At 47.1% G+C, this 15,997-nt stretch carries 16 protein-coding genes; 9 read left to right on the forward strand and 7 right to left on the reverse strand.

Features of this window, described 5'->3' with window-relative positions:
• The first annotated feature begins 17 nt into the window (after positions 1-17).
• From BLV50_RS00295 to BLV50_RS00320, 6 genes are all read left to right on the forward strand, one after another.
• On the forward strand, positions 18-794 hold the full coding sequence (locus tag BLV50_RS00295) for an ABC transporter ATP-binding protein (RefSeq protein WP_064639210.1): 777 nt from the start codon (positions 18-20) through the stop codon (positions 792-794).
• Positions 795-810: 16 nt separating this feature from the next.
• Complete coding sequence (locus BLV50_RS00300) at positions 811-1,584, forward strand: ABC transporter permease (protein WP_090805108.1); 774 nt, start codon at positions 811-813, stop codon at positions 1,582-1,584.
• Between the two features lie 237 nt (positions 1,585-1,821).
• Positions 1,822-2,631, forward strand: coding sequence for a DUF92 domain-containing protein (locus BLV50_RS00305; protein ID WP_079694945.1), 810 nt, complete (start codon positions 1,822-1,824; stop codon positions 2,629-2,631).
• A 13-nt stretch (positions 2,632-2,644) separates the two neighbouring features.
• Positions 2,645-3,223: a TetR/AcrR family transcriptional regulator gene (locus tag BLV50_RS00310; protein WP_063564880.1), complete on the forward strand. Its 579-nt coding sequence runs from the start codon at positions 2,645-2,647 to the stop codon at positions 3,221-3,223.
• A gap of 79 nt (positions 3,224-3,302) precedes the next feature.
• Positions 3,303-5,237 carry an ABC-F family ATP-binding cassette domain-containing protein gene (locus tag BLV50_RS00315; RefSeq protein WP_090805112.1) on the forward strand — a complete coding sequence of 645 codons (1,935 nt, stop codon included), beginning with the start codon at positions 3,303-3,305 and terminating at the stop codon, positions 5,235-5,237.
• A 166-nt stretch (positions 5,238-5,403) separates the two neighbouring features.
• Positions 5,404-6,342, forward strand: a complete 939-nt coding sequence (locus tag BLV50_RS00320) for a hypothetical protein (RefSeq protein WP_090805117.1) — start codon at positions 5,404-5,406, stop codon at positions 6,340-6,342.
• Positions 6,343-6,531: 189 nt separating this feature from the next.
• Here the strand turns inward: BLV50_RS00320 and BLV50_RS00325 are convergent, their stop codons facing one another.
• The 5 genes from BLV50_RS00325 to BLV50_RS00345 all read right to left on the reverse strand — a co-directional run bounded on the left by BLV50_RS00325 (position 6,532) and on the right by BLV50_RS00345 (position 10,628).
• The gene (locus BLV50_RS00325) at positions 6,532-7,572 is read right to left on the reverse strand and encodes a M42 family metallopeptidase (protein WP_090805122.1); all 1,041 of its coding nucleotides are present in this window, start codon (positions 7,570-7,572) and stop codon (positions 6,532-6,534) included.
• A 117-nt stretch (positions 7,573-7,689) separates the two neighbouring features.
• The gene (locus tag BLV50_RS00330) at positions 7,690-8,079 is read right to left on the reverse strand and encodes a LapA family protein (RefSeq protein WP_063564876.1); all 390 of its coding nucleotides are present in this window, start codon (positions 8,077-8,079) and stop codon (positions 7,690-7,692) included.
• Positions 8,080-8,214: 135 nt separating this feature from the next.
• Positions 8,215-10,005, reverse strand: a complete 1,791-nt coding sequence (gene pepF, locus BLV50_RS00335) for an oligoendopeptidase F (protein WP_090805125.1) — start codon at positions 10,003-10,005, stop codon at positions 8,215-8,217.
• A 200-nt stretch (positions 10,006-10,205) separates the two neighbouring features.
• Positions 10,206-10,391, reverse strand: coding sequence for a hypothetical protein (locus BLV50_RS00340; RefSeq protein ID WP_024629224.1), 186 nt, complete (start codon positions 10,389-10,391; stop codon positions 10,206-10,208).
• Between the two features lie 3 nt (positions 10,392-10,394).
• Positions 10,395-10,628 (reverse strand): hypothetical protein, encoded by a 234-nt coding sequence (locus BLV50_RS00345; protein WP_024629225.1) that lies wholly within the window; start codon positions 10,626-10,628, stop codon positions 10,395-10,397.
• A gap of 163 nt (positions 10,629-10,791) precedes the next feature.
• Between BLV50_RS00345 and BLV50_RS00350 the strand changes: the two genes are divergently transcribed.
• Entirely contained in the window at positions 10,792-10,989 is a 198-nt protein-coding gene (locus BLV50_RS00350) for a cold shock domain-containing protein (protein WP_017689394.1), read from the forward strand.
• 148 nt (positions 10,990-11,137) lie between these two features.
• Here BLV50_RS00350 and BLV50_RS00355 read toward each other — a convergent pair whose 3' ends face one another.
• Positions 11,138-12,307: an MFS transporter gene (locus tag BLV50_RS00355; protein WP_090805129.1), complete on the reverse strand. Its 1,170-nt coding sequence runs from the start codon at positions 12,305-12,307 to the stop codon at positions 11,138-11,140.
• A 36-nt stretch (positions 12,308-12,343) separates the two neighbouring features.
• A complete protein-coding gene (locus tag BLV50_RS00360) occupies positions 12,344-13,684 on the reverse strand; it encodes a multi antimicrobial extrusion protein MatE (protein WP_090805133.1) in 1,341 nt (446 codons plus the stop codon).
• A gap of 179 nt (positions 13,685-13,863) precedes the next feature.
• On the opposite strand from BLV50_RS00360, the gene BLV50_RS00365 reads away from it, so the two are divergent.
• Entirely contained in the window at positions 13,864-14,943 is a 1,080-nt protein-coding gene (locus BLV50_RS00365) for a tetraprenyl-beta-curcumene synthase family protein (RefSeq protein WP_177031090.1), read from the forward strand.
• 54 nt (positions 14,944-14,997) lie between these two features.
• A complete protein-coding gene (gene pfkA, locus BLV50_RS00370) occupies positions 14,998-15,969 on the forward strand; it encodes a 6-phosphofructokinase (protein WP_053783630.1) in 972 nt (323 codons plus the stop codon).
• Positions 15,970-15,997: the final 28 nt, after the last annotated feature.

Genomic DNA, 15,997 nt, shown 5'->3' on the forward strand with positions numbered 1-15,997 from the left:
GCATTGGAGGTGTTCTCATGTCCTTACCTGCAGATCAGCATACGATTCGTATTGAGCAGCTTCGTAAAACATACAATGCCCCCACCCATGGGGATGTACACTATATTATCAAGGATGTCGATCTGGTCATCAAGGGAGGGGAATTCTTTGTCCTGCTCGGTCCCAGCGGATGTGGCAAGTCCACGCTTCTAAATATGATTGCAGGCTTTATCTCTAAGTCGGGCGGTCAGCTCAAGGTGGATAATAAGGAGATTGATAGGCCAGGCAAAGATCGGGCCATGGTATTCCAGCAGGCGGATTCTTCTCTTTTCCCGTGGCTTACCGTAAGGGAGAATGTGGAGTTTGGACTTCGGATGTCCAAGGTGCCAAAATCTCAGCGGCGTACGATATCAGACCGATACATCGAGCTTGTTGGACTGGGTAGTCATGAAGCCAAATTTCCGAAGGAGCTGTCAGGTGGCATGAAGCAGCGGGTGCAATTGGCCCGGGTGCTAGCCAACGATTCGGCCATCCTGTTGATGGATGAACCCTTTGGAGCGTTGGATGCAATGACTCGGCGTACGATGCAGAAAGAGCTGGTCAATATTTGGCAGGAAACCCACAAAACCGTCATTTTTGTCACTCATGATATTCAGGAGGCGCTCTTGCTGGGTCAGCGGATAGGAATTATGTCAGTAGGGCCTTCTTCCAAGATAACGGATATTTACGACAATACTCTGTCTTATCCAAGGAACATTGCCTCATCTGAGTTCAACACGCTATATGATCAGATTCAAAGCCATTTTGAAGAATAATTGAGGTGATAGCAAGATGAGATGGTTGGAGAAGAAGTGGGTGTCTATCCCTCTATTGTGGGTGACGGTTATTCTGATTTGGCAGCTTGGAGCCATGCTCTATGGACCCGACGTGATTCCCGGTCCTTGGGATACGATTCTTGGTGCTCGCGAACTGATTGCTGACGGTACACTGATGCAGTATATCGGAATTAGCTTTACACGTGTGCTTGCGGGTTGGGTATTTGGCAGTGTGATAGCGATCCCGGTAGGGCTGATTATCGGCAAGGTTCATATGATCCGGCTGTTTGCCGAACCTTTCCTTAATTTTATCCGCTTTATTCCGCCGATTGCATTCATTACTCTATTCCTGGTCTGGTTCGGAATCGGGGAGCAATCGAAGATTGCACTCATCATGTATGCAACGTTCTTCATCGTTGTGTTAAACACGCTGACAGGTGTACTCTCCATTGAAGAAGACAAGGTCCGGTCAGCCCGCAGTATGGGAGCCAACGAATGGCAGATTTTGCTGCATGTCGTTGTTCCGGCGACGACTCCTTATATCTTCACGGGGGTACGACTGGCAATGGGCACTTCCTATATGGCTATTATCGGCGCAGAGATGATTGCTGCGAATGAAGGCGTGGGTTATCTGATCTGGAATTCCCGATTATTCTTTCGCACAGATTGGATCTTTGTCGGCCTGATTTCTCTGGGCTTTATGGGCTTCCTCACCGATCGGTTGTTCAATTGGTTTGGTCGCAGCGTGCTCTACCGTTATGGTGTAATTGGTGGAACGAAGCGGGTCTGAACTGGAACTTGAGGTGATGTAATCCTCGAATACTTGGTCAAACGGAAGAAGGACCACTCATCTCAGTTTTATCGCAATATCATAGACCTGATTTGGTAGCTTTCAAAGCTGCTGAATCAGGTTTTTTGTATGCGGGGCTAGGGAGTTTCGGCATTGGGATCAAACCGTGGTATAATTGAATTTCAAAAATATAAAACGTCATGTGGGCCATGGATGCTGCCACATGCAGGAGAACTTATGGACTGGATTATTGGCGCCGTATGCGCTTTTATTGTGGCGGGTGCTGCCTACGCGAAGAAGTCGCTAACCCTGTCCGGCTGCCTGGCGGCTGTGATCATGGGTACGATATATTACGGAGCGGGCAACCTGTTCTGGTTTGGAACACTGCTGTTGTTTTTCATTACCTCAACGCTGTTCTCCAAATTTCGCAAGGATCGCAAGCAGGAGCTTGAGAAATCGTATGCCAAGACGGGTAATCGTGATGCTGGACAGGTTATGGCTAACGGTGGAATCGGCATGTTTCTTGTTCTGGGGAACTGGGTCCTCCCACACCCAGCTTGGATGTATGCTTTTATCGGTGTCATGGCTACCGTTACTTCAGATACATGGGCAACCGAGTGGGGAAGTCTCAGCCGTAAGCCGCCACGCTCTGTCGTGACGTGGAAGGTGCTGACTCCAGGTACCTCTGGAGGTGTTTCATTACTTGGGACACTGGCTGCTGCCATAGGTGGAGCTTTAATCGGCGTGGGTGCGTTTTTATTTTCCTGGATTGCCGGGATTGGAAGCTTGAGTCTGCTCAGCTGGACGTGTGTCGGCCTTGTCGGCGGATTGGCAGGAGCTTTTGCCGATTCTTATCTGGGCGCAACGGTTCAGTATATGTATCGTTGTACTGTGTGCGGCCGTGAGGTCGAGGTAAGTGAGCATTGTGGACACAAAACCGTTCGATCGCGTGGTTGGTCTTGGATGAGTAATGATCTGGTAAACGTGCTCAGTTCGTTGATCGGCGGATGTTTGGCGATCGGTTTGGGTATCATTTTGGCGTCGTAGGGAGGGAGTGCATTTGAGCACTGTGCAAGGAGACAAATCGGAGGCTATTCTGGATGCAGCTTACGGTATTTTTGGTTCAAAAGGATTCTATGAGACGAAAATGTCCGATATTGCGGACGAAGCGGGCATCGCGAAAGGCACCATTTATTTATATTTTAAAAATAAGGAACAATTATTTGTTGCTGTATCCAAGCGTGACTGCGACAATTTTATCAGTCGCCTGGTTTATGCGTTAAACTCACATCAGAGTACGGGGGATAAGCTCGGTGCGATAGCCAAGACTCACCTGACGTATTATTATGAGCGTCGCAATCATACCAAGATGTTTTTCATGGCACCCAATAATGATCCGGATCTGATGAAATTCATGAAGGCATTTATGAATGAATATATGAGCATGGTGCGTGAGGTGTTAGAGAATGCTGGCGTACCTGAGCCTGTGCTGCTTGCAGAAGCTTATATCGGGATTCTCGATCGGCTAAAGATGGATATTATGCTGAATCCAGAGTTTAACGAGGAACATCTGAACAAACGAATTGCCTTTGCAGCAGCTCTGTTTCTGGACGGATGTCGTTCCTTTTTGCAAGTATAGCGTGAGTGAGCGTAGATGCATTGCATCTTAAGTGCAGCTTCATATTGAATTTATTTTACAGAGAAGTAGGTTACGACCAATGAACATAATGACGGTAGAGCAAGTTGCGAAAAGCTATGGCGAGAAAATATTGTTTAAAGACGCCTCATTCGGTATGGGCGATCAGGACAAGATTGGTGTCGTTGGTGTCAATGGAACCGGGAAGTCCACATTCTTGCGTGTCATTGCAGGTATGGAGCCAGCGGATGAGGGACAGATCTCGATTGGTAATGACGTGCGTATACAGTTCCTGGCACAGAATCCGCAGTTTAACCCGGATAATACGGTCTTGCAACAAGTATTCGAGGGCGACAGCCCGGAGATGAAAACGGTACGTGAGTATACAGAAACAATGGAGCTACTGGAACTTAATCCTTCCGATCCGGCGCTGCAAGAGCGTTTGCTGCGCTTGAACCAGGAGATGGAGCAGCTTCAGGTCTGGCAGATGGAAAGTGAAGCGAAGAGCATTCTGTCCAAACTGGGTATTCGTCAATTCGATGCGCTGATGGGTACGTTGTCTGGTGGACAGCGCAAACGGGTAGCGCTTGCCTCTGCACTGATTCATCCCTGCGAACTGCTCATTCTGGATGAGCCTACGAACCATATTGATAATGATTCCGTAGTTTGGCTGGAACAGTATTTGCAAAAACGACGCGGCGCCCTGCTCATGATCACGCATGATCGGTATTTCCTGGATCGTGTAGCAAATGTGATGCTGGAGCTGGATCATGGACGTTTATTCCGATATGAGGCCAACTATACTCGCTTCCTGGAACTGAAGGCTGAGCGTGAAGAGCGTGAATCCGCATCTGAACAAAAGCGGCAAAATCTGCTGCGTACGGAGCTCGCCTGGATTCGTCGCGGTGCAAAAGCACGGACCACGAAACAAAAAGCGAGAATTGATCGTTTCGAAGAGTTAAAGGATCAACAAGGACCAAATCGGTCAGGCTTTTTGGAGGTATCGGTGGGTTCCACTCGTTTGGGTAAAAAAATACTGGAGATCGAGCATCTGTGCAAATCGGCAGATGGCCGCAAATTGATTGAAGATCTCAGTTACATTGCGGTACCTGGTGACCGGGTAGGTATTGTCGGTCCGAATGGCAGTGGTAAATCAACCTTACTGCAAATGATCTCCGGCAAGCTTGAACCTGATGCCGGGGAGGTTATTGTGGGCGCGACGGTTAATCTGGGCTACTTCACTCAGGAGCATCAGGAGATGAATGAATCTCTGCGGGTTATTGAGTACATCAAGGAAGTGGCTGAGAATGTGAAAACGGCCGATGGATCTCTCATTACTGCAGCTCAGATGCTGGAACGTTTCCTCTTCACCCCTGCGTCACAGTGGACACCAATCTCCCGTCTGTCTGGCGGAGAAAAGCGTCGTCTATACCTGCTGCGTGTACTGATGGCTGCACCGAATGTTCTGCTACTGGATGAGCCGACAAACGACCTGGACATTCAGACACTCGCTGTACTCGAAGATTACCTGGATGATTTCCCGGGTGTTGTATTTGTCGTATCCCATGACCGGTACTTCCTGGATCGGACGGTGGATAAAGTACTGTCTTTTGAAGGTGGCGGTGCTGTGCGTGTACATGTCGGGGACTATAGTGAATATGCAGAATGGATGCTGAAAAATGCCCCTGGATCTTCTCAGGAAAGTGCGACGGGAACAGCAGCTAAAGTGAAACCGGCTACGGTGGAAAGTAAACCTGCTGCCTCGGCGGCGAAACCTAAGCTGAAGTTCAGCTTCAAGGAACAGCGTGAATATGACCAGATTGATGAGAATATCGAGAAGGCTGAAGCCAATCTCGCCCGAATTAATAAAGAGATGGAAGAATCGTTCAGCGATTCAGCTCGTCTGCAGGAGTTAATGGCAGAGCAGGCGGAGGCGGAGCGTCATTTGGATGAACTGATGGAACGCTGGACCGTTCTGAATGAGCTTGCGGAACAGATTGAAAACAGCAAGTCTTAAAGTATATTTTATTGAATCGTCCTCTCTTCAAAAGCGACTTGCAGTTGTCTTTTGGGGGAGGGCGATTTTTTTTGAATTGATGTAAATGAATTTATATGAAACGTTAACCATATTCAAACCGTTTATTAAATAAAGAATTCCATAGAAGGGGGAGAACTCCACATCCATGTACAGAGAACTGAATGAACAATTGGCAGTGATCAAGGAAAAGGGAAGAATGTACGAGAAATGGAATGATCGGCTGGAGAAGCTGAATCAGGAGGAAGCGGAATGGAAAACGAAAGTACAGCAGCGTCTGGAGCACCTACAGAAGGAACAAAACGATGTTGATCGACTCAACAGCATGACTTTATCAGCATTCTTTTATCATTTAATCGGCAAAAAAGAGGATCGACTGGAGAAAGAAGAACTGGAGTTGATGGAAAGTAAGGCAGAGTACGATACAGCAAGCCAGATGTTAATGGATATCCAGGAGCAGCGTTCGCGTGTGCAACAGGAGCTGGACGGACAGCGGCAATATCAATTCTGGCAAAGTGATTACAAGGTGTTATGGGGCAAAAAGGAAAACGATCTGCTGGAGAAAGATGCAGAATTGCAGCAAATGGCTGAGGATCGGGAACATCTCTCAGGAGAGCTTCAGGAGCTGAATGAGGCGGATCGAGAGGGGCAGTATCTGCTCGATGCACTTGAACGCGCTGAAAAGGCTTTGTCCTCTGCGGGAAATTGGGGAGTTTACGACATGATGGGTGGGGGTATGATCTCGACTCATATTAAGCGCAGCAGAATGGATGATGCTCAGGTTGCCATTATGGATGCCGGAAGACGTCTTCGCCGATTTCAGAAGGAGCTAGAGGATGTGAAGATGGCTGTAAACACGGAATTACACCTTGGAGGCCTGCTTTCATTCGCAGACTATTTCTTCGATAATCTCTTTGTAGACTGGATGGTTCAAGACAAAATTCGCAAAGCAGAAACACAGGTGAAGGATGGACTGAGTGCAGTGCGAAGCACGATGCGTGTACTGAAGAATCAGATTCGGGAGCACAAGGTGATGTTGGAACTTCTGGAACGTAGGTATTGCGAACATATTGAACGAGCGAATTAAGCCATCTCAAAGAAGAAGGACACTTCCAGCTTGCCTCTAAACGGAGAAGCTGAAGTGTCCTTTTTTATATGATATAGGTGAATTATAGATGATCCATGTCGGCATGCCCAATAAGATCGAGATCACAACTCTGATCATTTATTCAAATGCTGTATTGCCATTCTACTTGTCCATGTGTGTGTTCACAATTTACTTGGTTGTAATATATGCAGCGAGCAGTCTCGCTGTATTCAGGACAGCGTCTTTATGCGTACGTTCCATGGAGTGAGAAGCATGAACGCCCGGACCAATCAACGCAGCGCGAATGTTATTTCCTCCACGTAATGCTGCGCTGCCATCGGAGCCGTATTGTGGATAAATATCAACAACATAATCAAGGTTTGCTTGTTTGGCAAGTTCGATCAGTCGAGTGGTCATATCGTAGTCATATGGTCCGGACGAATCCTTGGCACAGATGGATACATCCGTCTCTTTGCAGCTAAGGTCGTCACCCATTGCGCCCATGTCTACAGCAATCAATTCGCTGATTTCGGCAGGAATATAAGAAGCTCCGTGTCCAACTTCTTCGTAGTTCGAGATAAGTAGCGAAACGTTATGTATTGGTTTCCAGTTTTCTCGATGTGCAGATTCCAGTATACCGAACAAGGCAGCTACGCTGGCTTTATCATCAAGGTGACGCGATTTGATATATCCGCTGGGGGTAATGACCGCACGGGCATCGAAGGAAATAAAGTCCCCTACAGAGATACCCAATGCTAGAACATCTTCCTTGGAAGAGACCACTTCATCAATACGCACTTCCATATGGCTCTCGCTTCGCTCAAACGTGCGTGCATCTGGATAGACGTGTACAGATGGGTGCAGGGAGAGGATGGTGCCTGTATAGGTCTTTCCATCACGTGTGTGGATGGTGCAATACTCATTCTCGATACTGTTCATGGTAAACCCACCGACAGAAGTGAGCTTTAGTGTGCCGTAGGAAGTGATGGAACGCACCATGGCTCCCAATGTATCCACATGTGCGCTCAGTCCGATCGTTCTGGAAGAATCCTGCCCAGGCAATGTGAGCACAGCTCCGCCTTTGTTGTTCAATTCAAAAGCGATATTAAGTGATTCAGCTTCCTTGCGGATCATCTCAATAATATCGTGGGTATAGCCACTAGGGCTGGGAGTATCGAGTAACTTTTTCAGAAAAGATAGGACATAGGATTCGTCAATGGTAAAACTCATATAGAAATTTCCTCCTCGTTAATAAATATGCAGAAAGTTGTTCTAAAAAGAGAATACAGCCTGTCTGGCAGAATGTACAATTCCATTCTCGATAGCCAGCAGGCTGCCTCTGATGTGTTACAGCGTACCCGAAGGATTTCCTTTTCGTTGACTCTGAATGGAATCGGACTCCACAGAAGCGTTGTCCGAATCGGTCGTTCCGAATGTATCCATCGATTTAAACGAATCCAGTGAAGAGGAAGAGCTGCTTGCTGCGGAGCTTTCCAATTCGGATACACGCAGCTTCAATTGCTTGTTCTCGCGTTGCAGTCGATATTGGCGGAAGATGCCATAAGACCCTACAATGATTCCACCGATTAGGGTGCAGCCAAGAATGAGCAGAATCAGCGGGATTTGAACCGTGTTAAATAGCAGGTTGACTTGAACGGAATCCACATTAATGACCGCAAAAATTCCGGTAAGTAATGCAAAAACGAGACCTGCGATGAGTGCCCATTGCATTTTCATGGTGGTGCCTCCTTGTTGAACAATTCAGAACTATGTAAGCAATTACCCTAATTCATGGAGCTTGCATCTTGCTTGATTATAAAATCCCTTGCCCATTTGGGCAAGGGATCAGGTCACATGGACGAGAAAGCAACCTTATTTCGTTAGTTGTTCCATTTGCTCAATCAGTTCCTTGAACACACTCATAGCTTCGCGAATCGGCTCTGGCGTAGACATATCCACTCCTGCTTTTTTCAGGATGTTGATGGAATAGTCACTGCCACCGCTCTTGAGGAATCCAAGATAACGGTCCACGGCAGGTTGGCCCTCTTCCAGAATTTGCCTGGAGAAACTGGTCGCTGCTGAGAAGCCGGTCGCATATTTGTACACGTAGAAGCTGTTATAGAAGTGGGGAATACGCGCCCATTCCATTTCAATTTCTTTGTCCACCACCATGCTGTTTCCATGGTATTTGACGTTAAGGTCATAATAAATTTCCGAAAGCAGTTGAGGTGTGAGAGCTTCACCCTGTTCAGCACGCTCGTGAATAATTTTTTCGAATTCTGCAAACATGGTTTGACGGAATACGGTGGTACGGAACTGATCTGCATAATACGTCAGCAAGTACAGTTTTTCCTTGGGGTCCGTCGATTTATTGAGCAGATAATCCATCAACAAGGCTTCATTCGTTGTGGATGCAACCTCAGCCAGGAAAATGGTGTACTGTGCATCACGATACGGAAGTGTAGTGTCCGAATAGTGGGAATGCAGTGCGTGGCCCATTTCATGTGCCAGTGTAAACATACTATTCAGGTTATCTTTGTGATTCAACAAGACGTAAGGGTGGGTGCCGTAGGCTCCCCAACTGTATGCGCCTGAACGTTTATTCTCATTTTCGTATACATCAATCCAGCGATCATCATAGCCGGCCTGCAATGCGTCTGCATAATCCTTGCCAAGCGGCTTCAGTCCATCTTTAACCGTTTGTTTTGCTTCTTCGTAGGTAATATCCATTTTGTATTCATCCACTAGTGGGGCGAAAAGGTCATACATATGCAATTTATCTACGCCGAGCAATTTTTTGCGCAGGTCCATATAACGGTGTAACAGCGGAAGGCTCTCATGAATCGTATCCACAAGATTGGTATAGACATCCTTCGGAATGTTGTCGCCGTAAAGGGACATTTCCATGACGGAAGGGTATTTCCGAACATCGGCATAAAACATGTTTTTAGTTACGTTAGCGTTCAGAGCTGCAGCAATGGTGTTCTTTTGCTTGCCATAGGTTTCATACACCGCTTTGAAGGCACGTTCGCGAACTTCCCGATTCGGATTTTCCAAGAACTGAATATAGCTGCCATGAGTCAGTTCCACTTCGTTTCCATGCTCATCCTTGATTTTCGGGAACTTGAGATCTGCGTTGTTCAACATGCTAAAGATGGTCTGTGGTGCCTGGGACAGGTTACCCACCTGTGCGAGCAATGCTTCCTCGGCTTGGCTCAGTACATGAGCCTTTTCACGTTTCATCTCTTCCAATGTGAACTTATAGGCAGAGAGTTTCTCGTTGGAGATGAGGGCATCCAACTGATCATCCGGAAGGGACAAGATTTCGGGTGTAACATAAGATAGTGCTTCACCAACCTGCACGCTTAACTTTTGTGCTTTTTGGGACAGGTTTTGATATGTAGGGTTAGCTGTGTCTTCATCTTGATGCATCCGTGCATACACAAAGAGGCGTTCGGTTTTGAGACTGATCTCATCTTCGAGTTCAAAACAGCTTTTGAGTGTCTCAGGTTTGTTCAGTTTGCCCTTGAATTCGGAGGCTTTCTTGGTCAAAGACGATACTTCTTCATATTCCTGATCCCAAGCTTTCTGATCGGCAAATAGATCTTCCAGTTTCCATGTTTGTTCAGTAGGTACCTCGGAACGTTTCAATAGTTGACTCATGGGAATCCTCCTTTGATGAAGTAAAGAATATATAGACGAAGCTGCCTTCGTCCCACTCGCTTGTGCGGAGAGAGACGAAGGAATCAGACTAAGTACCAGCAGAATGAACAGCGATTTGCGGTATTTCAACGGCCTTCCTCCTCACTATACGAATAATCCCGTATAGTATGACCTGAGGGGCATTGAAATATTTAAAGAAGCTAGGCTCCCATATTGACCAAAAAGTAAACGATCAGGAAAAATGCGAAACAAATCAGCAGGGTGGCAATCAGAGCCATGCCCCGTCTTAAACGATCCGGGATGGAGTTGCGTCCCAGAATCAGCACGATTCCTAGGGAAAAAGCAAGAATAATAAAGATGACAACATTGCTTGAGTCAAGCTGCATGGGCTAGACCCCTTTGAAGGCAGCCATCAGTTGACGCCATTCGTCCTCGCGGTTCTCAAAATCTTCTTTCGGGAAGCGACGTTCAGCCCAGTGCATCAACGCAGGACGGCTGAGGAATGTATGGCATTCTTCTCCCCATTCTTCCGAGATTTCACGAAGCACCAGATATTTGCCTTGAACTTCTACGGTCATCATATTCCACTTGTCTGTTTTGTATATTTCATGTTTTTTTATCATAGGTAGTCTCCAAACTAACGGTTTTGGTAAAATGATACCGTACCCTTGGATTCAAAGCAAATTTTTTCGACTTTTATGGAAAAGATAAATTGCAATGTAGGAGGTCATACAGTATAATAAGGGTATTCGCCATAGATGGCGATATTTTTAGGAGGTTGTTCATTTGAAAGGTACAGTTAAATGGTTTAACGCAGAAAAAGGCTATGGCTTTATTTCAGTTGAAGGCGGCGAGGACGTATTCGTACATTTCTCCGCAATCCAAGGCGACGGCTTTAAAACATTGGAAGAAGGTCAAGCGGTAGAATTCGAAATTACTGATGGAAACCGTGGTCCTCAAGCAGCTAACGTAAACAAATTGTAAGAATATTTCCGGTTAAACGGATTTCTTATAAATGATTGGCTTCTAGCTGAATATATGAACCCAAGCGCAGTCCCCCCCATGGGAGGCTGTGCTTTTTTTGATATGTTTTGATATGTTGAGATCCATAAGGGAAATCCTTGTTGGATGCTTATGTGCGGCTAGTCATGCTTGACCAAAGCTTCATGGAAAATCCAACAAGTGCGGCCAGGGAAAACGCCATCGCAGTGAGATAGAAGGTGTTTCTGTTGGTATGCTCCAGCAGCAATCCTCCCAGTGTTCCGCTGAGCAGACCGGAAGCGCTGGACCACACAATGGTGAACAAGGCCATACCAGTGGCGCGATAGCCATCCGGAACAAGGCGGGTAATATAACGGACTGCAGTCACGTAGAAGATGCCAAAGGTCACGCTATGCATCGTCTGAATAGCAACGACTGCCGCGGGTGTATCTGAGATGGACATCAGAAATAAGCGAATCGTATACATCAGTGCAGCGATCGTGAGCAAAGGAAGTTCTTTGTAGCGATTGCCGTATCTGCTTAGCAGCAAAAACACTGGAATCTCACTGACCGAAGAGATCAACAGGGACCAGCCGATCAGCCCTTCACTGGCACCTAGATCTTTCAGCGTAATGGTAAGAAAGGCTTCATTCATCCGGTGACCCAGAGCGAGCAGGAAAACGCAACCGAAAAAGGTGAGGACATCCCTTCGTTTCAAGATGGACCACAGACCCGAAAGATCCATTTTAGTGCTGCTGCCCGAAGGCTGCTCTTTTAATCGAAAACCGATCAGAAGAGTAGTCGCGGCCAGGGCGATACATACCCACATCGTCCATCCCGGTCCGAAAGATCCGAGAAAATATCCAATGCTTAACGCAAAGAACGCATATCCGATCGAGCCAAATACACGAATGGAAGTGAAATTACGTCCATATTTGCTCGCGGTTGTAATCGCCATCGTATCGGAAAGTGGATAAACCGGGTAGTAGAAAAAGTAAAACAGGGCCACCAGTACAAACACCTGACCAAAGGTTGTGGCATTGGCAAGCATGGCACCTGTGATCAGTTGCCCGGCAAGCAAGATGATCATCACTTTGCGTACAGTTTTGTAGCGGTCACTGGCCATACTCCAGAACATGTTGGAGAATACGGAGACGAGAGGACCGATTCCGTAGAGGTAACCGATTTCGGCCCGACTGAATCCTAGATGACTGAAGTAAAGCTGGAAATACGATACCACCAAAACGGTGGAACCGAAGATGGTGAACATAAGTGCCCGCAGCCAGTTTTGATCTGGCCGGGCGGTATGACTTGATTTCATGATGAAAGCTCCATTCTTGATTACAGTTCAAATTTATTATCCCTTGAGGGAAGATGATTTTCCGGATGAGGGTACAGACATGGTAGGTTCCTTCTGTGTACGCCGGATGACAAGCCAGACAATGACAAGCTCGGCAAGCAGTCCGATGGATTGAGCCACTGCACCGATCATGCCGTTCCACGCAGGGAATATACTGACCAGAATGAGCAGGACGATCACCGTACATATGGCATTGGCCGTCTGGGAGCGGAACATCGTTTTGGTCTGTCCGCGTAGCAGAATCAAACCATTGCTGAAGTCGAGAAAAGGTGAAATCAGCGGAAACAGTACAAACGCACGCAGCGTCCACAAACTTTGCTGTAGCAGATTGCCCTGAACGCTCATTACATTTTCCAATACCCACGGTCCAATCGGGGTGTAAGCAATCGATACGGTCATGGCAAAAGGAACAAATCCGGTGACCAGAGCGAACTTCTTCACCAGTTTGGCATCAACAAGATAGAAATTCAGCACGATTTGGTGAATGTATGTAAAAAAGCTTAGCATCAGCTGCATCAGGCTACTCGCAACGGCAAAGGAAGAGATGGCCAGAGCAATCCCGGTCGTTTTGCCAAGAACGATATTAATAACGGGTCCGATAAACAGGGCCACGAAACTGGATAATAATAGCGGCTTGTAAAAGCGAAAGACGTCTGCCTTGTTTTCAACGGGATGATCCTCCAACTTGGCTGGCATCTTGCGTTTGATGCTGTTACCTTCAAGAAAACTGACCAAAGCCTCAATCATCATACCCGCGGCAAAAATGATAGCGCCTACACGTCCACTGTCAATGCTGTCTGTATATATGAAATACAAGGACAGGCCATACATGCCGGCAAGACGGAATAACATGCCGATCGTCAGCCATTTTGTACGGTTATTCGTAATAATGATGCCCTGATAGATATTGCGGATGACCGAAAAGATGCTGACATACATGAGAATCTCGTAGACGTCGATCACTTTGGATAACAGATCCGGGCTTACGCCAAACAGATATTTGAATACACCTGTTCCAATGGGAGAATATACGATGAGAAATCCGATGAGAAGTACACAAGCGAGAAATATTTTGGTCACAAACGTGAGGGCCTGAAAGGAAAGGCGATCCCGAACCAGCGCCGAACAGGTTTGACGCAGCAGGGTTGAAGGGCGCTCGGTGAGAGTTAGCAGGCTACCGGCGATAGCGTAGCTGGCAATGACCGTCTCGGGATGAGCAGAACGTGCGAGTGTGCTGTTAATGATTACGTGCGAGATGGTAACGAGAGAGGCGGATATGCCCAGCGGCACAAAAAATGCAAATAACCGTCTCCACGAAAGTGGTTCACTTGACGTCATGTCAACGACTCCTTTGATGGATGAAATATGCCTAGTATATCACAAAGCCTTGGAAGCGGATGCGATTTTTTGTGCGGAATATGCGGGAGATCATTTGTACAATTAAGGGGATCATATTATAATAGGATTGGTTAAAAATCGCTCTAATACGTATTCAACCAAGTGGAGGCACATTTATTTTGAGCCAATCAAATCGAAATCGTCATCAATATCCGCGTGGACCGTTGGCATTGATGAGAGGGGTGTACAAATACACCATTCCGGAAACGCGGAAGGAATTGGATGGATGGCGTGCCCAGGCTGAGAAAATTCCGAATGAGGAATTGCGCAATCAGGCACTGGCCAGTCTCAGGGACAAGCAGTTCCACTGTGAAGGCGGGACCGTTTATGCTTTACCTGATTTGCCGAACAGGCACATTCTGATTCCACTGATCGTTTCATATCAGACTATTAGTGATTATTTGGACAATCTGTGTGATCGCAGTACATCGATGGACCCGAATGACTTTCGGCTTCTCCATCAATCAATGCTTGATGCGGTAGATCCCGAAGCAACCCCTGTCAATTATTACGCGCTCCGTGAGGAGCAGGATGATGGTGGATACCTAAGGAATCTGGTGACCTCATGTCAGGAGCTGACCCGTCAGCTGCCAGGCTATGCATCCGCCAAGCCTCAAATTCAGGATCTGGCAGGCCTATACACGGACCTGCAGGTATATAAGCACATCAAGCCGGAACTGAGAGAAACGGCATTGCTGGAATGGTGGTCGGAACATCGTCACCGCACACCTCAGTTCCGTTGGAACGAATTTGCCGCCGCTACCGGCTCTACGCTGGGCGTATTCATGCTGTTTCTGGCTGCGAGTGATGATCATCTGACAGAAGAGCAGGCGGCTTCGATCCACACTGCCTATTTTCCTCATGTATGCGCATTGCACATTATGCTCGATTATTTAATCGATCAGGATGAAGATCGCATCGGAGGAGATCTCAACTTCTGCAATTATTATGAGAATGTGGAGACAATGCTGGACCGAATTGCTTTTATTGTGGAGATGGCCCGCAGTGATGTGCAGAAGATTCCGGGAAGTGCGTTTCACCGGATGATTATCGAAGGACTGCTTGCCATTTACCTGTCTGATCCCAAAGTCAGCGAACAACAGGAAGTTCGCGTCGTTTCCAAGCGTTTGATGAAGAATAGTCCGATGACAAGAGTATTTTTCTTTATCTTTAGCCGCTGGATTCGTAAGCATATGTAAGTCAGGCGTATTGTGGTGGGAGCCTGAAGTGAAACTAGAGGAGGAAGAAACATCATGACAGCAGTAAAGAAAATCGCAGTTTTAACGAGCGGTGGTGATTCACAAGGGATGAACGCGGCTGTTCGTGCGGTTGTTCGCAGCGGACTGTTTCACGGTCTCGAAGTGTACGGGGTTCAACGTGGATACCAGGGTCTTTTGAATAACGATATTTTCCCAATGGACTTGCGGAGTGTAGGGGATATCATCCAGCGTGGGGGAACGGTTCTGCAATCGGCACGCTGCAAGGAATTCTATACCGCTGAAGGTCAGCAAAAAGGTGCAGACATTCTGCGTGCACGCGGCATTGACGGGCTGGTTGTTATTGGTGGGGACGGTTCATACAACGGCGCCAACAAACTGAGCAAGCTGGGCATCAACACGATGGGTCTTCCGGGAACGATTGATAATGACGTTTCTTTCACCGATTACACGATCGGATTCGATACAGCAGTAAGCGTAGTAGTAGATGCAGTTAACAAATTGCGCGATACCATGTCTTCACACGAACGTTCTTCCATCGTTGAAGTAATGGGTCGTCACTGTGGCGATATCGCTTTACATGCAGGACTCGCATCGGGTGCAGAAACCATTCTTGTACCGGAAGTCCCGTTTGACATGGACGAGGTGGCAGATCGCATGAAAGCCAACTTTGCACATGGCAAACGCCACAGTATCATCATCGTTGCTGAAGGCGTGGGCAAAGGTGAGGATGTAGCAAAAGAACTGATGGAACGCTGCCCAACATATGAGCCACGTGTAACTGTTTTGGGTCACATTCAGCGTGGAGGTACGCCAACTCCGTTTGACCGTAACCTTGCCAGTCGTCTGGGAGATTTCGCTGTTCGCAGTCTGATTGCAGGTGAGACAGACAAAGGTTGCGGTATTATCAAGGGAGAACTGACCCTGACCGATATTGATAAAGTTGTTAATACGAAAAAAGACTTCGATATGGTGACTTACGAGCTTGCACAGCGTTTGTCCCAATAATCCAGTTATCATCAAAAGTTCAAAACAA

It is taken from the genome of Paenibacillus sp. 276b, from assembly GCF_900107875.1.
In the GTDB taxonomy this organism is placed as follows: Bacteria; Bacillota; Bacilli; order Paenibacillales; family Paenibacillaceae; genus Paenibacillus; species Paenibacillus marchantiae.